The organism is Actinosynnema sp. NPDC037264 (genome assembly GCF_055603705.1).
The window spans coordinates 1-16827 of record NZ_JBVJVK010000019.1; the positions used below are offsets into that span (position 1 = coordinate 1).

Annotated in this window: 14 protein-coding genes and 1 riboswitch; of the genes, 5 read left to right on the forward strand and 9 right to left on the reverse strand. The window is 73.7% G+C overall.

Annotated elements, in window-relative coordinates; genetic code table 11:
- Nucleotides 1-120: 120 nt before the first annotated feature.
- The 3 genes from ACZ7GX_RS21620 to ACZ7GX_RS21630 all read right to left on the reverse strand — a co-directional run bounded on the left by ACZ7GX_RS21620 (nucleotide 121) and on the right by ACZ7GX_RS21630 (nucleotide 3786).
- A complete protein-coding gene (locus ACZ7GX_RS21620) occupies nucleotides 121-1302 on the reverse strand; it encodes a S8 family peptidase (RefSeq protein WP_498778942.1) in 1182 nt (393 codons plus the stop codon).
- A gap of 114 nt (nucleotides 1303-1416) precedes the next feature.
- The gene (locus tag ACZ7GX_RS21625; protein ID WP_498778944.1) at nucleotides 1417-2364 is read right to left on the reverse strand and encodes a DMT family transporter; all 948 of its coding nucleotides are present in this window, start codon (nucleotides 2362-2364) and stop codon (nucleotides 1417-1419) included.
- Between the two features lie 162 nt (nucleotides 2365-2526).
- A complete protein-coding gene (locus ACZ7GX_RS21630) occupies nucleotides 2527-3786 on the reverse strand; it encodes a cytochrome P450 (protein WP_498778946.1) in 1260 nt (419 codons plus the stop codon).
- Nucleotides 3787-3889: 103 nt separating this feature from the next.
- Nucleotides 3890-4002: riboswitch (cobalamin riboswitch) on the forward strand.
- Nucleotides 4003-4093: 91 nt separating this feature from the next.
- Between ACZ7GX_RS21630 and ACZ7GX_RS21635 the strand changes: the two genes are divergently transcribed.
- From ACZ7GX_RS21635 to ACZ7GX_RS21655, 5 genes are read left to right on the forward strand one after another with little or no spacing between them, the layout of a single operon-like run.
- On the forward strand, nucleotides 4094-5395 hold the full coding sequence (locus ACZ7GX_RS21635) for a peptidase (RefSeq protein ID WP_498778948.1): 1302 nt from the start codon (nucleotides 4094-4096) through the stop codon (nucleotides 5393-5395).
- 37 nt (nucleotides 5396-5432) lie between these two features.
- The gene (locus ACZ7GX_RS21640; RefSeq protein ID WP_498778949.1) at nucleotides 5433-6257 is read left to right on the forward strand and encodes a hypothetical protein; all 825 of its coding nucleotides are present in this window, start codon (nucleotides 5433-5435) and stop codon (nucleotides 6255-6257) included.
- A complete protein-coding gene (locus ACZ7GX_RS21645) occupies nucleotides 6254-7330 on the forward strand; it encodes a CbiQ family ECF transporter T component (protein ID WP_498778950.1) in 1077 nt (358 codons plus the stop codon). The genes ACZ7GX_RS21640 and ACZ7GX_RS21645 overlap by 4 nt, the downstream gene beginning before the upstream one ends.
- Nucleotides 7327-8928, forward strand: coding sequence for an ABC transporter ATP-binding protein (locus tag ACZ7GX_RS21650; RefSeq protein ID WP_498778951.1), 1602 nt, complete (start codon nucleotides 7327-7329; stop codon nucleotides 8926-8928). The genes ACZ7GX_RS21645 and ACZ7GX_RS21650 overlap by 4 nt, the downstream gene beginning before the upstream one ends.
- Entirely contained in the window at nucleotides 8925-9758 is an 834-nt protein-coding gene (locus tag ACZ7GX_RS21655) for an ECF transporter S component (protein WP_498778952.1), read from the forward strand. Before ACZ7GX_RS21650 ends, ACZ7GX_RS21655 begins: the two co-directional genes overlap by 4 nt.
- On the opposite strand, the gene ACZ7GX_RS21660 is transcribed toward ACZ7GX_RS21655, so the two are convergent.
- The 6 genes from ACZ7GX_RS21660 to ACZ7GX_RS21685 form a co-directional block, all read right to left on the reverse strand.
- On the reverse strand, nucleotides 9703-10368 hold the full coding sequence (locus tag ACZ7GX_RS21660) for a hypothetical protein (RefSeq protein ID WP_498778953.1): 666 nt from the start codon (nucleotides 10366-10368) through the stop codon (nucleotides 9703-9705). The two genes, ACZ7GX_RS21655 and ACZ7GX_RS21660, sit on opposite strands and share 56 nt — an antisense overlap.
- A 99-nt stretch (nucleotides 10369-10467) precedes the next feature.
- Nucleotides 10468-11034: a hypothetical protein gene (locus tag ACZ7GX_RS21665; protein ID WP_498778955.1), complete on the reverse strand. Its 567-nt coding sequence runs from the start codon at nucleotides 11032-11034 to the stop codon at nucleotides 10468-10470.
- The gene (locus ACZ7GX_RS21670) at nucleotides 11031-12224 is read right to left on the reverse strand and encodes a sugar efflux transporter (RefSeq protein ID WP_498778957.1); all 1194 of its coding nucleotides are present in this window, start codon (nucleotides 12222-12224) and stop codon (nucleotides 11031-11033) included. Before ACZ7GX_RS21670 ends, ACZ7GX_RS21665 begins: the two co-directional genes overlap by 4 nt.
- A 70-nt stretch (nucleotides 12225-12294) precedes the next feature.
- Nucleotides 12295-13914 (reverse strand): methyltransferase, encoded by a 1620-nt coding sequence (locus ACZ7GX_RS21675; RefSeq protein ID WP_498778958.1) that lies wholly within the window; start codon nucleotides 13912-13914, stop codon nucleotides 12295-12297.
- 73 nt (nucleotides 13915-13987) lie between these two features.
- Nucleotides 13988-15364 carry an acyl-CoA reductase gene (locus ACZ7GX_RS21680; RefSeq protein ID WP_498778959.1) on the reverse strand — a complete coding sequence of 459 codons (1377 nt, stop codon included), beginning with the start codon at nucleotides 15362-15364 and terminating at the stop codon, nucleotides 13988-13990.
- Nucleotides 15361-16428, reverse strand: a complete 1068-nt coding sequence (locus ACZ7GX_RS21685; protein WP_498778961.1) for an acyl-CoA reductase — start codon at nucleotides 16426-16428, stop codon at nucleotides 15361-15363. The genes ACZ7GX_RS21680 and ACZ7GX_RS21685 overlap by 4 nt, the downstream gene beginning before the upstream one ends.
- Nucleotides 16429-16827 lie beyond the last annotated feature (399 nt).

Genomic DNA, 16827 nt, shown 5'->3' on the forward strand with positions numbered 1-16827 from the left:
TTTGGGTGTGGGACTCGCCACCTTTTTCCGGGGGGGCGAGGCACTTTTGTTCTGGGTGGACCGTGGGGGTTTCCCCGGCGCGGGGGGGGAGGGCGCAAACCCCCCCCCCCCCGGGGAGGTTCACAGGCCGTTGGTGAACAGCAGGCGGTTGACCGTGCCGCCGGTGCCGCCGCCGCTGACGACGTTCGGCGTGGCGGCGGAGTTCAGCCAGTTGTGCACGGTGGCCGAGGACTGGTCGCCGAACCGCTGCTTGTAGAGCGCGGCCACGCCGGCCACGTGCGGCGTCGCCATCGACGTGCCGCTCATCGTGCCCGAGCCGCCGGTGCGGACGGTGGAGACGATCGAGCTCCCCGGCGCGTAGAGGTCGACGCACGCGCCCGTGCTGGAGAACGACGACCGGGCGTCGGTGTTCGTGGAGGACGCCACCACGCTGGCCGTCTCCACCTTGCGCGGCAGGCGGTCGCACGAGTTGCCGCCGGTGTTGCCCGCCGAGGTGGCCAGGAAGACGCCCGCGGCGATCATGTTGCGGATCGCGGTCTCCAGGCTGGCCGACGCGGTGAAGTTCCACGACGTGTTGGCCACGGCCGGCTTCGTGTGGTTGGCGGTGACCCAGTTGATCGCGTTGAGCGCCGACGTGGTGGTCGCGCCGCCGGAGCAGTTCATCATCTTCACGCCGTGCAGCCGCACGCCCTTGGCGATGCCGTAGGTGTTCGAGCCGATGGTGCCGGCGACGTGCGTGCCGTGGCCGTGGCAGTCGGTGTTGTTGGTGTCGATGCCGTTGTAGTCGAACGTGGCCCGGCCGCCGTAGTCCGCGTGGCCCGGCGTGATGCCGGTGTCGATGATGTAGGCGTGCACGCCCGCGCCGGTGTAGTTGTAGGTGTAGCTGCTGGACAGGGGCAGGTTGCGCTGGTCCACCCGGTCGATGCCCCACGACGGCGGGTTGGCCTGGGTGGCGTCGAGCGCGTCGGTGACCAGCACGTCCTGCTCGATCGTGGTGACCGCGGGGTCGCGGCTGAGCTTGCGCAGCTGCGCCGGGGTGAGCTTGGCGGCGAAGCCGTGGAACGCCGCGTCCCAGACGTGGGTCGGCGTCACGCCCGCCGCGGCGGCCACGCCAGCGCCGCCGCGGGCCGTCGCGCCGAGGGTGACGATGTAGGAGTCCTTGATCGGGTGGACGGTCGCGGACGCCGTCGCGGTGACGATGTCGGCCTCGTGCAGGGGTTCGGCCGAGGCGGTGGTGGCGGTGAGGCCGACGGCGGTGGTCGCGACGGCCAGGACGGTGAGCGTTCGACGGAAAGGACGCACGGGTTGGCTCCTTCTGGTGAACCCGGGCGAGTGCGCCCCGACGCAGGGTTGACGGAGCGAACGGTCACTCGTCCGAGGTCCAGACCAGCAGCCTGACCAGCGCTTATGCCATGGTCAACGGAGGTCGGCCGAACGGCCGCCGCCCCCGTCACGCTCGGTGGAGATAACCGACAACTGGTAACGCCCGGTTCGCTCTCCCGGCCGCTTGGCCGGGGCCAACCGGGTCAGGGCGACACCGACCAGCACCACGGCCATCCCGGCCACGATCCGCGCCGTCAGCGGCTCGTCCAGCACGATCGAGCCCAGCGCGACGGACACGACGGGCAGCAGGTAGCCGACCGTGGCGGCGCTGGTCGGGCCTTCGTCCTCGATGATCCGGTAGTTGAGGACGAACGTGATGCCGGTGCCGAAGACGCCGAGTACCACCACGGCGACGATCGCGGTGGCGTTGGGCGTGGCCGGGGTGTGGTCGAACGGGAGCATGACGGCGGCCAGCCCGGTGGCGGCGGTGAGCTGGGCGGCGGACACCGCGATCGGGCCGCCCTGGCCGACCAGCTTGCGTCCCATGTAGGCGAACGCGACGGCGTAGCCGGCCGCCGCGCCGAGCAGGACGAGGGCGCCGACGCCGGCCAGGCCGTGCCGCTGCCAGGGCGCGAAGATCAGCAGGACGCCGGCGAAGCCCAGGACGAGCCCGGCCACCCGGACCGGCGTGACGCCGCGGTCCGTGCCGATCGCCAGTCCGATGAGGAGCGAGAACAGCGGGGTGGTCGCGTTGAGGACGCCCGCCACGCCCGAGTCGACGGTCTGCTCGCCGATCGCGAAGAGCAGGAAAGGCAAGGCGTTGCAGAAGAACGCCGCGACCACCAGGTGGCCCCACAACCTCGCCGGGAACCTCTGCCGCCCGACCCGCGCCATGACCACCAGCACCGCCGCGCCGAGCGCGCACCGGATCACCGTGATCTGCACCGGCGACAACCCGGTCAGGGCCACCTTGATCCACAGGAACCCCGAGCCCCACAACAGGGCCAGCACACCCAACCGCAGCACACCACGTCCGGTCATGGGACCACCGTCCCCCACGACCGCCTTCAAGAAAAGTGAAACATCATGACGCCACGTTAAGCAGAGCTACAACGTCGCGGGCACGTCCGCCGCCCGAACGGAGAACTCGGGTACCCGAACGACCGCGTCCTGCGTTCGGGACACCCGAGTTCGACGCTCAGGTCAGCGGGTGTGCACGTACAGCGACTCGACGCCGTGCACGATCGACGCGGTCCGGAACGCCGGCCGCTCGTCGGCCAGGCGCAGGTTCGGGAAGCGGCGCAGCAGGGCCGGGTAGGCGGCGCGCAGCTCCAGCCGCGCCAACTCCGCGCCGACGCACCGGTGCGCGCCGTACCCGAACGCCAGGTGCGACGACGACGAACGGCCCGCGTCGAACTCCGAGGCGCCCTCGCGGTTCGCCGCCGACAGCGACACCACGACCACGTCGCCTTCCTCGATCTGCTGGTCGCCGACCCGCAGCGCGTGCCGCGCGAACCGCGGGAACGCCACCTGCACCACGCTCAGGTGCCGCAGCAACTCCTCGACCAACGGCGCGGCCGCCGCGTCGTCGTCACGCATCGCCGAACGCGCGGCGTCGTCCTTCAGCAGCACGATCGCGCCCAACGCGAGCATCGACGCCGTGGTGTCGAACCCGCCGGTCAGCACGCCGTCGGCGAGTCCGGCCAGCTCGACGTCGCTCACGTCGTCGCCGTGCTGCCGGATGATCGAGCCGATCAGGCCGTCGCCCGGGGACCGGCGCTCGCGACGCACGATCTCCTCCATGTAGGACAGCGACTCGGAGATCGCCCCCAACGCCTGCCCCGCGCCGCTGAACACGTCGAACCGGGCCGCCGCCAGCTCCTGGAACCGGTCGCGGTCCTCGTAGGGCACGCCGAGCAGCTCGCAGATGGTCAGCGACGGGACCGGCAGCGCGAACTCCCGCACCAGGTCGACCGGCCCGTCCGCGGCCTCCATCGCGTCCAGTCGCTCGGTGACGATCGCGTCGATGCGCGGCACGAGCCGCGACAGCCTGCGCATGGTGAACTCCGGCGTGAGCAGCTTGCGCAGCCGGGTGTGGTCGGGCGGGTCGGCGAAGCCGAGGCCACCGGGCGACTGCTCCAACCGACCGACGGCGGCGCCGAGCCGCGCGTAATCGTTACTGAACGCCCCTGTGTCGGAAAGCACGTTCTTCGCCTCGTCCTGACCGGTGACCAACCACACCCGCAAGCCGAACGGCACCGGGATCCGGTGCACCGCGCCGGACTCCCGCATCCGCTCCAACTCGGGCACCGGCACCACCCCGTCCCGCTTCAGCGGAACCAGCGCGCGGTCCGGGAGCAGCGCAAACGCCCGTGAACCGATCTTGCCCAACACCCACCGCGTCGCCGAACGCCGTGCGACCCACGCCACCAAACCGTCGCGCACGGACGCCAGAGTCGTCATCGAACACCCCTCTTCCCCAGACTGGATCGCCCGACGGTAACCGTACGTAGGGGTGAGCAGCATCGCGCTAGAGGCGGATTGACACGCCAAGGTCCGTGACAGACGATCGGCAATCGCGCGCGATACGGGGGAAGCCGGTCGAAATCCGGCGCTGACCCGCAACGGTAGGTCCCACCCGGGACGAGCCCGAACACCCGTCGCGCGTGCCACGCTCCTGACACCGTCGAGGTCCACGGGTCGGAGCCCGGGGGAAGTCGGTCACGGCTGTCCGGGGTCCGCTCACGCCTTGCCCCCGGAAAGGCCGAACATGTCGTTGAGACGGACCGCCGCCGTCATCGCCACCGCCGCGGTCGCCGCGCTCGCGGCCGCTCCCGCAGCCTGGAGCCAGGAACGGGTCGCGCCCACCGCGGACGTGAGCGACGCCGCCGCCGGCTGGCTCGCCCGGCAGCTCGTCGACGGCGACCACTTCGAGAACGTCTTCGACGGTGTCGCCTACCCCGACCAGGGCCTCACGCTGGACGCGGTGTTCGCGTTCACCGCGGCCGGCGTGGCGTCCGCGAGCTCGGACAAGGCCACCGCGTGGCTCGCCGAGCCCGCGATCATCGCCAACTACCTGCACTCCGGCGACCCCGCCGAGTCGTACGCGGGCGCGCACGCCAAGCTGGCGTTGGCGGCCCAGGTGCGCGGCCAGGACCCGACGGCCTTCGGCGGCGAGGACCTGATCGCCGGCCTCACCGCGCTCCAGGCGCCGTCCGGCCGGTTCCAGGACAAGTCGCAGTGGGGCGACTACTCCAACGGCTTCACCCAGGCGTTCGCGGTGCTCGCGCTGGACCGCTGGGAGGGCGCGCCGCAGGCCGCCGTCGACTACCTCGTCGGCACGCGGTGCCCGGACGGCGGGTTCCCGCTGGTGCTGGAGGCCGAGGCCTGCGAGTCGCACGTGGACGCGACCGCGATGGTCGTGCAGGCGCTGCTGGCGGTCGACCGGACCGCCGAGGCCGGCACGGCGCTCGACTGGCTGACCGGCGTGCAGCAGCCCGGCGGCGGGTTCCGCGACGCGGGCCAGGCCGGCGAGGGCAACGCCAACAGCACCGGGCTGGCCGCGCAGGCGTTGCGCGCGGGCGGTCGGACGGCCGCGGCGGACCTGGCCGCGAGGTTCCTGACGTCGTTGCAGGTCGGCTGCACGGCCGCGGAGGCGGGGCGGGGCGCGATCGCGTTCGACAAGACCGGGTTCACGCACGCCACCTCGTTGCGCGCGAGCGCACAGGGCGTGCTCGGCCTGGTGGGCGTGAACTTCGCGGACCTCAAGGCGGAAGGCGGCACGCCGGACGCGCCGGTGCTCGACTGCCCGGTCACCACCACGACGCCGACGTCGACCTCGTCGTCCACTTCGGACACCACGACGACCACCACGGACGCCACCGCCACCTCGGACACCGCTGCCACCAGCACGACGACGGCCGCCGTGGTGACCGTGGCGGGCAACCGCGGCAACCTCGCCCGCACGGGCGCGGAGGTCGGTCCGATGCTGTGGATCGGCGCGCTGCTGCTGGTGGGCGGCGTGCTCGCGGTCGGCCTGGCGCGTCGGCGGTACGCGGAGGCGCGGAAGTGACGGCACCTGATCGCGGCACGGCCGCGCTCGTGACACGATGACCGGCCGGTTGCGGCGCGGCCTGACGGCGCTGGCCGCCGTGGGGCTCGTCCTGACGTCCGCACCGCTGACCGCGCGGGCGGCCGACTGCTCGGGCGTCACGGTGGTCGTGGACTTCCGCTCCCTGGGCGGCGGCGTGCAGACGGGCTGCGCGCCGGGCGATCCCGCCTCGGGCACGGCCGCGCTGACCGCCGCCGGGTTCGGCTACACGTTCGCGTCCCGGCAGCCCGGTTTCGTGTGCCGGATCAACGGCAAGCCGAGCAGCGACCCGTGCGTGAACACCTCCCCGACCACCGCGTACTGGGGTTACTGGCACGGCCGACCCGGCGGTTCGTGGGTCTACGGCAACACGAGCGCCGGCGCGTACGACCCCGCTCCGGGAAGCGTCGAGGGCTGGTCGTTCGGCGCGGGTGAGCCGCCGGGCATCGCACCGCCGGCCCCCGCGCCCGCGCCGCAACCGACCCAGCCCGCGCCGCAACAACCCGCGCCGGGTCAGACCGGTCAGCCCGCGCAACCCGGGCAGCCGGCGCAACCCGCGCCACCACAACCGGGTCAGCCGACGCAGCAGACCACCCAGCAGTCCGAGACGTCCGCGTCGACCACGGCCGGGACGACGACTCCGCCGCCCTCGTCGGTGACGACGTCCGGCAGCACGACGTCGGGTTCCACCGCGCCGACGGGCGAGACGTCGGTGGCCGTGGAGCCGACGGCGGGCACGTCGTCCGGCGGCACGGTCGGCCTGGTGGTCGGGATCGTGGTGATCGCCGCGTTGGCCGGTCTGGGGCTGTGGACCGCGCGCCGGCGCGCCAAGGCGACGGAGTGAGCCTGCACCCCGGCGCGTGGTGGCTCTGGGCGCTGTGCCTCGCCGCCGTGGCGGGCCGCACCACCAACCCGGTGCTGTTGGCGCTGGTGATCGCGGTCGCGGGGTACGTGGCCGTGTCCTGCCGGGAGGACACCCCGTGGGCCGGCGCCTACGGGGTGTTCCTGAAGTTCGCGTTGGTGGTGCTCGCCATCCGGGTCGTGCTGCACGTGCTGCTGGGCGGGGTGAGCGGGCCGACGGTGCTGGTGACGTTGCCGGAGATCCCGTTGCCGGAGTGGACGAAGGGCATCAGGCTGGGCGGCCCGGTCAGCGCCGAGGGGCTCGCGTTCGCGTTGTACCAAGGGCTCCAGCTGGCGACGTTGCTGTGCTGCGTCGGCGCGGCGAACGCGTTGGCCAACGCCAAGCGGCTGCTGCGGTCGTTGCCGGCCGCGTTGTACGAGGTGAGCGTGGCGGTGGTGGTGGCGTTGACGGTGGCGCCGCAGTTGGTGGCCAGCGCGCGGTCGGTGCGGCGGGCGCGGGCGTTGCGGGGTGACGTGGTGCGCGGCGTGAAGGCGATGCGGGTGCTGATGGTGCCGGTGTTGGAGGACGCGTTCGAGCGGTCGCTGGTGCTGGCCGCGGCGATGGACTCGCGCGGGTACGGCCGGACGGCGGGGCTGCCGAGGCGGACCAGGGTGGTGACCGGTGCGCTGGTGCTCGGCGGGTTGCTGGGGCTGTGCGTCGGCGCCTACGGGCTGCTCGGCGGCGGCGCGCCGGGCGTGGTCGGCACGCCGATGCTGGTGGTGGGCTCGGCGCTGGCGATCACGGGCTTGTGGACGGGGTCGCGGCGGGTGCGGCGCAGCCGGTACCGGCCGGACCGGTGGGGCCCGCGCGAGCTGGTGATCATCGGGTCGGGGCTGGTCGCGGCGCTGGCGACGTACCTCGCGCCGCAAGACCTGGGCGGCGGCGCGTTGACGCCGAGCACCGTGCCGCTGACCGTGCCCGAACTGCCGCTGCTGCCCGCGGCCGGTCTGCTGTGCGCGCTCGCGCCCGTCATCATCGCCAGGAACGTCGGCGCCAGGAGCAAGGTGAACACGTGATCCGGTTCGAGAACGTCTCCGTCACCTACCGCGACGCCGACGCGCCCGCGTTGGCCGCGGTGGACCTGCACGTGCCGGAAGGCGAGTTCTGCCTGGTGGTCGGGCGGACGGGGTCGGGCAAGTCGACGCTGCTGCGCGCGGTCAACGGCCTGGTGCCGCACTTCACCGGCGGCACGCTCACCGGCCGGGTGCTGGTGGCGGGCCGTGACACCCGCACCCACCCGCCGCGCGAACTGGCCGACGTGGTGGGCCTGGTGGCGCAGGACCCGCAGGCCGGGTTCGTCACCGATTCGGTCGAGGAGGAGCTGGCGTACTCGATGGAGTCGCTGGCGCTGTCGCAGCCGGTGATGCGCAAGCGGGTCGAGGAGACGTTGGACCTGTTGGGCCTGGCGGACCTGCGGCACCGGCCGCTGGCGACGTTGTCGGGCGGGCAGCAGCAACGCGTGGCCGTCGGGGCCGCCCTGACCGCCCACCCCCGCGTGCTGGTGCTGGACGAGCCGACCTCGGCGCTGGATCCCGGTGCGGCGGAGGACGTGCTGGCCGCGCTGCACCGGCTGGTGCACGACCTGGGCATGACCGTGCTGATCGCGGAGCACCGGTTGGAACGGGTCGCGCAGTACGCCGACCGCGTGGTGTGGCTGCCCGGCGGCGGTCTGCCGCCGGTCGCGGGCGAGCCCGGCCCGGTGCTGGCGGACGCCCCGGTCGCGCCGCCCGTGGTGCGGTTGGGCCAGCTGGCCGGGTGGGAGTCGGTGCCGGTGTCGATCCGCGACGCGCGGCGGTTGGCCGGTCCGCTGCGGGACCGCCTGCCCCGGCCGCCGGCGGCGTCACCGCCGCGGTCGGCGGAGTTGGTGCACGCGCGTGACCTGCGCGTGCGCTACTCCGCTGTGGACGCCCTGCGCGGTGTGTCGTTGCGCGTCGGCGCGGGTGAGCGGGTGGCGGTGATGGGTCGCAACGGGTCGGGGAAGTCGAGCCTGCTGTGGGCGGTGCAGGGCACGGGCAAGCGGTCCGGCGGCGAGGTCGCGGTGGACGGCGTGGACCCGGCGACGCTCAAGCCGGGTCCGCGGCGCAAGGCCATCGGCCTGGTGCCGCAGCAGCCCGGTGACCTGCTGTACCTGCACACCGTCGGCGGCGAGTGCGCGCAGGCGGACCGCGAGTCGGGCAAGGCCGGGGGCACGTGCCGCGAGTTCCTGGACCGGCTGGCGCCGGGCATCCCGGACGACCGGCACCCGCGTGACCTGTCGGAGGGGCAGCGGCTCGCCCTGGTGCTGGCCGTGGCGCTCACCCCGTCGCCGCGGGCGGTCCTGCTGGACGAGCCGACGCGTGGCTTGGACTACCCGGCGAAGACGCGGCTCGCGGCGGCGTTGCGCGAGCTCGCCGACGACGGCCACGCGGTCGTGCTGGCGACGCACGACGTGGAGTTCGTGGCGGAGTACGCGAGCCGGGTCGTGGTGCTGGCCGACGGCGAGGTGGTGGCCGACGGACCGACCGCCGAGGTGGTCACCGCGTCCCCGGTCTTCTCGCCGCAGGTGGCGAAGGTGCTCGCCCCGCTGCCGTGGCTGACGGTGGCGGACGTCCGCGCGGCCTTGGCGGCCCGGTGAACCCCCCGGTTCGGATCCGGCCACGCGCCACCCTCGCCCTGGCCGTGGCGGCGGCGATCAGCGTGGTCGCCTTCGGGTGGCCCTTGCTGGTCTCCGCGGACGCCGGCATCGCGCAGGGCGCGACGGCACCGTGGACGTTCGCCCTCCTCCTGCCGCTCGTGCTGGCCGTCGTGCTGGCCGAGATCAGCGAGGGCGGCCTGGACGCGAAGGCCGTGGCGATGCTGGGCGTGCTGTCCGCGTTGGGCGCGGCGATCCGCCCGCTCGGCGCGGGCACGGCGGGGATCGAGACGGTGTTCTTCCTGCTGATCCTCGGCGGCCGGGTGTTCGGGCCCGGGTTCGGGTTCGTGCTCGGCAACACCATGCTGTTCGCCTCCGCCCTGCTCACGGGCGGTGTGGGGCCGTGGTTGCCGTACCAGATGCTCGGCGCGGCCTGGGTGGCGTTGGGGGCGGGTCTGCTGCCGTCGGCGCGCGGCAAGGCCGAGCTCGCGCTGCTCGCCGCGTACAGCGGCATCGCGTCCCTGGTCTACGGGCTGCTGCTGAACCTGTCGTTCTGGCCGTTCGCGTTGAGCGCGGGCAGCACCACGCTGTCCTTCCAACCCGGCGCGCCGATCCTGGACAACCTGGTGCGCGTGGTGGCGTTCAGCCTGGCCACGTCCCTGGGCTGGGACGTCGGCCGCGCGGTCACCACCACGATCCTGGTGCTCGTGACCGGTCCGGTGCTGCTGCGCACGTTGCGCCGGGCCGCGCGCCGGGCGTCGTTCGGCGATCCCCGGTTCACCGGGGCAGTTGCGCCGCCACCTCCGCCAACGCGTCCAGCACCTCCGGCGTGACGTAGCCGGTCGCGATCTCGGCCTCGGCGACGGTGACCGTGGTCCGGTCGCGGTCCGAGCCGTAGTTGGCGCCGGTGAACGCCACGTCGGCGAGCCCGACCTGGGCCGCGCCCAGCGCCTTCACGTCACCGGTCCCGGGCGCGTCCATGAGGGCCTGGAACTCCTGCGCGTCGCCCCGCGAGCCGAACGCGACCCAGGCCACCGCGATCACCGCCGAGTTGCCCACGTCGTCCCCCACGGTGAACAGCACCCGGTCCATCGACGTGCACCCGGTCCTCCGCAGGAACTCCCGCACCGCGCCGAACGCCGCGTCCACGCACGCGGCCTGCTGCTTCTCCGTCCGCTTGAGCCCGTGCAGCCCCATCCGCCGCCACGCGCCGTCGGCGTCACCCCGCCGGGCGAGGTCGCCGCCCTCGGCCTTGCGCTCCTCGACGCTCGGCCCCGGACCGCCACCGCCACCGGAGCCGCCCGCGCTGAGGCCGACCGCTCCCCCGTACCCGACCGCGCTCAGCGCGATCAAGCCGGCCAGCAGCACCGACCTGCTCCGCCCGCCCCCGCCGGCGACCGGCCGGACCCGGCCGCGGTCGTCGGTGTAGAAACCCTTTGGCACCGTGACCTCCTCCCCCTGAGGAAGGTCTAGCAACGCCGAGGGCCCCGAGACCCGAATTTCGCGGAGAACCGCTCGAAGAGCGCAAACCAAACGGTCGGTTCACTGACCGTGCGTGACCCGCCACCGGTCGTAGTCCCCGGGTGTCCGCACGCCGTCGTCCAGCACCGCTCGGTAGAGGTCGAAGCTGCGGTAGTCCGGACGCGAGTGCTTGATCAGCAGGATCGCCGCCCGGGCCGCCGGCGTGATCCGGTCGGGCAGGGTGCGCACGTGCCCGAGGTCGGGCTGGCGCTCCGGCTCGTCCACGAACCAGATGTCCGCGTTCCACTCGGGCCCGGCGCCGTCCCGGTACTTCACGCCCACGTACAGCCCGTCGGGGTAGGCGTCCGGTTCGGCGTTCCAGTGGCGGTCGTCCTTGCGGAACTGCACCACGCGCACCCGCTCGTGCCGGGCGAGCCGGGCGGCGACCCCCACGACGGCGTCCCGGTCCAGCGACGGGCACGCGACCGTGATGTCGATGTCGGGCACCACCATCAGGCCCAACGCGGAACTGCCCGTCCGGACCGGCTCCCCCAGCGCCGAGAGCAGCACGGGCAGCCCGAGGTCGGCCACCACGGCGTCCGCCTGCGCCTGCAAGTCGTCCTGGCGCCGCAGCAACTCGTCGATCACGTGGCCAGTATCGCCGACTTGGGACGTGCGGCGAGCAGCATCGCCAACCCCAGCACCGACATCGCCAGCCCCATGCCGTACGCGGTGCGGTAGCCGAGGTGCTGGGCGAGGCCGAGCAACGGCCCGACGAGCATCGCGCTGGTCTTGTAGGTGTTGGTGAACAGTGTGCTGGCGTACCCGGGCCGGTCGGGCGCGAGGTCCTGGAAGTAGGAGATGCCCAGGCCCATCACCGCCGAGATGACCACGGCGTGCAGCACCTGCGCGGCCATGACCTGCCAGGTCGCCTCGGTGAGGAGCATGATCGTGTAGTACACCAGCGCGACCGCGCCGCCCCCGAGCACGAGCAGCCTGAGGTTGTGCCGCATCGCCAACGCGCCGAAGCCGAGCATCAGCGGGATCTCCAAGGCCGCGCACAGCCCGAGCACCAGGCCCGCGTCCCGGGTCGTGCCGCCCAGGCTCTCGGTCACGAACAAGGGCATCGCCGTCACGCCGAGCGATGTCGCGCACTGCAGCAGCACGAACGCCGCCGCCGCGAGCACGACCTCCCGCCGCAGCCCCGACTGCCGTGCCACCTCGGGCGACGGCGGCGCGGACGGCCCCAGCTCCGGCAGCCACACCAGGATCACGACGACGGCGACCACGTACACCGCGGCGCTGACGGCGAACAGGCCGGTGAACCCGCTGCCCGCGAGCACCAGCGCGCCCAGCGGCGGACCGCCGACCCACGCGATCGACATGGTCGTCCGCAGGCCGCTCATCACCAACGGCGCCTTGGTCGAGCCACTGCGTTCGAGCAGCTGCCGCGCGTAGGCGTACATCTGCGGGATCTGCGCGGACGCCACCGCCCACACCGTGACCGCGACGACCAGCAGCAGCCAGTAGTCCCGCAGCACGGCGAACAGCACCCACGCCAGCCCGCCCGACACCCCGGCCGCCACCAGCAGCGCGCGGCGGATCGCCCGCGAGTCGGACAACCGCCCGAGCAGCGTGCTCACCACCATCGACACCAGTGAGGCGATCAGCAGGAACGCCCCGACCGCGACCGGGCCCGCCCGGACCTCCTTGATCAGGAACAACGACAGGAACGGGCCCGCCAGCGCGTACCCGATGCCCGTCAGCAGGCTCACCGACATCAGCGGCACGAAGGGTCGGGACCTGGGTCGGACCGGGGTTTCGCTCAGCGCGGGCACGGCGGCGATCCTCGTCGCCGGGGTGGGCGACGAGGAAGCCGATTTCCAGCATGCGGACCGGTGAGAGCGCTCACACCGTGGCGCGGGCGACCAGCACCGCCATGTCCAGCGGCAGTTCGCGGATGTCCTCCAGCGCGAAGCCGTTGGCGGCCAACAGCCTCCGGTGCTCCTCGGTGGTCCGCTCGCCGCCCTGCACGGTGTTGACCATCATGTGCACGTTGAACGCCAGCGGCAGCAGCGTGCGCGGGTCGTCCCGGATCGGCCGCTCCACCACGGCCAGCGTCGCGCCCTCCGGCATCGCCGCGCGCACGTTGCGCAGGATCACCGAGCACCGCTCGTCGTCCCAGTCGTGCAGGATCCGGGACAGCAGGTAGAGGTCGCCGCCCGGCGGCACGGGGTCGTGGAAGAAGTCGCCCGCGACGACCGACGCCCGTGCGCCGTGGCCGGCCAGCACGTCGGCCGCGGCGCCGACCACGTGCGGCCGGTCGAACAGCACCCCGCGCAGGCCGGGCGCGGCGGTCAGCACCAGGTCGAGCAGCCTGCCGTCGCCGCCCGCCACGTCGACCACCGTGCCGGTGGCGGGCAGGTCCAGCAGGCCGGGCACCAGTTCCAGGAAGGTCGTGCCCGCCGCCATCGCGCCCTCGAACAGCCGCGCGTCGGCCGGGTGGGCGGCGAAGTGCTCGAAGGGCTGCGCGCCGTACACGTGGCTGAACCCGCTCTCACCGGTGCGGACGGTGTGCTCCAGCCCGCTGAACGACCGGTAGAACAGGCCGCCGTAGATGCGCGCGAGGTCCCGTTGCGAGCCGGGCGCGTCGGCGCGCAGCATCGTGCCCACCTCGGTCAACGACCACTGCTCGCCGGCCCGGCGGAACACGCCCAGCGCGGCGAGGAAGGCGAGCACGCGGCGGAGCTTGTCGGCACGGCAGCCGGTGCGCGCGGCCAGCTCGGCGGTGCCGAGCGGACCGTCGGCGAGCAGGTCGGCGATCCCGAGCTCGGCGACCACGGCCACCGCACGGGTGCGCCACGCGCCCGTCATCAGGTCGAGCATCGAGCGCCGCGGCTGGTCGGGCCGCCCGACGTGGCGCTCCAGCAGCGCGGTGCGCCGGCCGGGGACCCTCAGCTCCAGCCGCGCCGAGGTCGGGCCGCGGAAGTAGAGCATCGTCGCGTGCTCGTGGTCGTTGTAGCCGCCGCCGTCCGCGGTGAGGCCCGCGTCCTGCAACGTCCCGCACACCCCGCGCAGCAGCACGTCGTCGTCGCCGGTCACGCGGAACGCCACGTGCGACTCGGCGTCCCGGTCGGCCTCGGACAACGCCGATCCCCCGGGCACCACGAACAGCTCCACCTCGCGCGCGCTGCCGGCGACGGCGCCGCGCACGATCAGCAGGTCGAGATCCCGCCCGGTCCGGACGCGCAGGCGGTCGCGCACCACCACGCTCGGGCACGGCTCCCGCGCGTCCACGCCGAGCTCGGCCAGCGCCCCGACCACGTCCGACGGCTCCGCCACGGCGACGAGCACCGCGGCGTGCGCGAACTCCAAGTGGCGCAAGACGGACGCGGGTGGATCGCCGCCCAACACCGCGGCCAGCGCGTCGCCGGTGCTCCGGTCCCGCACGAAAGCCACGGTTTCCGCCAACCTGCGGAGGTCTCTCTCCCCCAGCGCGCCGGGCGCGCCGCCCACCGTCACCGACATTGCTGATCCTCCCAGAGGATGGCCGCAGCCCACCCGCGAGCGGGGCACGGCGGATTCGTCACCCCGGGCGGGGCTAAGGTCTGCCGAGCTCCGGGTGGAGCTCGACGTCGCACCAGCGCACGAGGCCGGCGATGCGCGGCTGCCCGTCGTGCCGCCACACCATGGACGGCTTGGTCATCTCGCCGGGCGCGGTCACCCGGCTCGCGCCGAGCACGGCGAGTTCGCGCGCGGTCCGCCGGAACTCCTCGCCGACCGCGCCGAGGCCGACGTTCTGGAAGTGCCCGGCGAACGGGCGCATCGCGTCGACCGCCGAGGCCACGTCCGGCACGGACACGATCCGCGCGACCCGGTTGCCCGCGCCGCTGAGCGGCCGCAGCGCGTCGTCCAGCACCACCGTCCACTCCAGACCCTCGGGCGCCCACACCTCGCTGTCGTCCGAGGTGGCCGCGCGCCACTCGGCGACGAGCCTGCGGTGCTGCAGCACGGTGGCGTCCTGGGCGTCGATCGTCCCGGGTGGGCTGTCCCGCGCCTCCCGCCGCATGGCCGCGGCCAGGTGCTCGGCGATCGCGCGGGCGTGCTCCCGCTGCACCAGGTAGACCTGCGGCGAGAGGCACGCGTGCTGGTCGAAGTCGCTGCAGTCGGCGGCGATCCGGCGCGCCACCTCGGCGGCGCCGAGCCGTGCCGCGTACTCGGCGCCGACGATGCCGAACGACAGCTTGTGCCCGTGCTCCTCGTAGAGCTGGTGCGGCCCGACCTTGGCCCGGATCGCCGCGCACGCCTGGTCGCCGCCGTAGGCGATCACGGCGTCGGCCTGGCCGAGCGCCGCCTCCAGCGTGGCCTCGTCGGCGCGGTCCCAGTAGGTGGCCACGACCGCGTCGGCCAGCACCGGCTCCACGTCGTGCAGGGTGCGCAGGAACGCGGCGGTGAAGTGCGGCTCCTTGGCCGGGACCTTGGCGATCACCGAGGCCTTCACCAGCAGGGCGCGCACCAGCGACCGCGCGGGCAGGCCCGGCACGTTGCCGGAGAACACCGCCAGCACGGTGCGCGGCCCGATCGCCGTGGTGCCGCCGCGGAAGCCGTCGAGCACCTCCGGGTCGCCCAGCTCCCGGGTGAGCGCGGCCAGCAGCGAGTCGGCGCGCAGGGTGCCCAGCTCGGCGTCCAGCGCCCGGTCGATCGTCTCCTCCGACATGCCGGTGACCAGGGCCGCGTTGCGGACCGCGGCGCGACGGGCGGTGAAGTCGCGCTTGGCCCACAGGTCCGCGACCGCGTCGACGGCCTCGACGATCCGCCGCACGGGCAGCCGCCGCAGCTCCTCGTGCGCGGTCCGGAGCCCGTCGCCGACCGCGGCCCAGTCGGCGGGTCGCACGCCGCGCCACTCGTGCGGGCCCGACGTGAGGGTGAACGGCACACCGCCGGCCGTCAGCCACCCCGGCGTCCACGACACGCTCATGCCGCGCCTCCCGTCATCTCGTCCAGGGTCAGCGAGCACCCGCGGCTGCTGCCCGCGATCCGGCCCGCGATCGCCACGCCCTCCGGCCCGGCGATGCCGACGTCGCCGGTGAGCAGCACGTGCGGCCGGTCGAGCAAGGACAGGTCGGTGATCTCCAGCAGGCCGCGGCCCTCCGCGAGGTGCTCGCGCGTGCGGGGGTCGCGGACCTTGGGACCGCCCGCCGGGTGGCTGCCCTTGGGGCGTTCGCCGAGCGGCCCGACCGGGGTGTCGGAGGCGTCGAAGAGCTGGTTGGCCAGCTCGGTCATGCCGAAGATGTTGCCGTGCCGCTCGATGCCGAAGACCCGGCGCACGGCCGCGTGCAGCTCGTCCACGCGCATGACCCGCGAGCGGCCCTTGAACCCGCCGCCGTCCCACATCTGCGAGCCGGGTGGCAGTTCCCAGCGCCTGCCCTGCGCCTCCAACGCGTCGCACACGTTGACGAACGCGAAGGTGCCGCCGATGAGCACCACCGGCAGGCCTTCGGCCACCGCGGCGTCCAGGCGCCGCGCCAGCAGGTCGAAGTCCACCCCGTTCGCGCCGATCACGGCCGTGCTGAGCCGCGGGTCGCCGCACGTCCGCGCCATCCGCACCATGTCGAACGCGATCGCCATCTCCGGCGCGGCCTCCTCGGACGGCACCAACGCCAGGACCACCGGGCGCACGCCGTCGACGGGCCGCAGGTGCCGCCGGGCGTTGGCCTCGACGGCCAGCCCCTTCAGCTCCAGGCCGAGCGCGGAGTAGCGGACGGTGCCGCGGGTGCTCCCGGTCGTTCCGCTGGTGCGGAACACCCGGACCACCGGCGCGTCCGGGAACAGGTGCGGACCTCCGTCCTTGTAGGCGGTGTCGGGCACGCCGACGCCCACGCCCACCTGCTTCCAGTACCGGGCGACGTCCGGTGAGTTCGCCACGGCCAGCTCGACCAGCTGCTCGTGGAGGTCGAGCGGGTCGCCGACACCGTCCTGGACGAGCCGTGCCATCTGTTCGAAGAGCCGCGCGACGTGGGGATCGTCGTGGGCAACGGTCATCGAGGAGTCCTCCTGCGGTGAAGATCGGGCTCGGGACAGGTCAGCAGCGGACGGGCGCGTCGACAAGGTCGGTCCCCGGAACGGATCACCGCTGACCGGGGGTTTTCGAGGGGCACAGGATGACCCAGCGACAGCCTGCGCAGAACCGAACGAGCGCGTTCCGCTTCGGGAAGTGGAACGTCGACCGGTCCTGTCGGTGCCGGCGGGCGGAGGCGGAACGGCCCGGAACGCCTGCGAACGTCTGTGAACGCCCCGGTGCCGCCCGACCGGCGTGCCGGACCGGCGTGCGACCACCGCCGGCCGGCACGTCCGTGACATGCGTCGTGACACGCGTCTGCACGCCCGATGACATGTCCGTCCCGGACCGTCGTCCCCGGACAACAGGGAAAGGGAACGGAC

Coding starts and splice junctions, on each gene's coding strand:
- ACZ7GX_RS21625 (WP_498778944.1), bottom strand. CDS start 2,364: ATGACCGGACGTGGTGTGCTGCGGTTGGGTGTGCTGGCCCTGTTGTGG.
- ACZ7GX_RS21630 (WP_498778946.1), bottom strand. CDS start 3,786: ATGACGACTCTGGCGTCCGTGCGCGACGGTTTGGTGGCGTGGGTCGCA.
- ACZ7GX_RS21635 (WP_498778948.1), top strand. CDS start 4,094: ATGTCGTTGAGACGGACCGCCGCCGTCATCGCCACCGCCGCGGTCGCC.
- ACZ7GX_RS21640 (WP_498778949.1), top strand. CDS start 5,433: ATGACCGGCCGGTTGCGGCGCGGCCTGACGGCGCTGGCCGCCGTGGGG.
- ACZ7GX_RS21675 (WP_498778958.1), bottom strand. CDS start 13,914: ATGTCGGTGACGGTGGGCGGCGCGCCCGGCGCGCTGGGGGAGAGAGAC.
- ACZ7GX_RS21680 (WP_498778959.1), bottom strand. CDS start 15,364: ATGAGCGTGTCGTGGACGCCGGGGTGGCTGACGGCCGGCGGTGTGCCG.
- ACZ7GX_RS21685 (WP_498778961.1), bottom strand. CDS start 16,428: ATGACCGTTGCCCACGACGATCCCCACGTCGCGCGGCTCTTCGAACAG.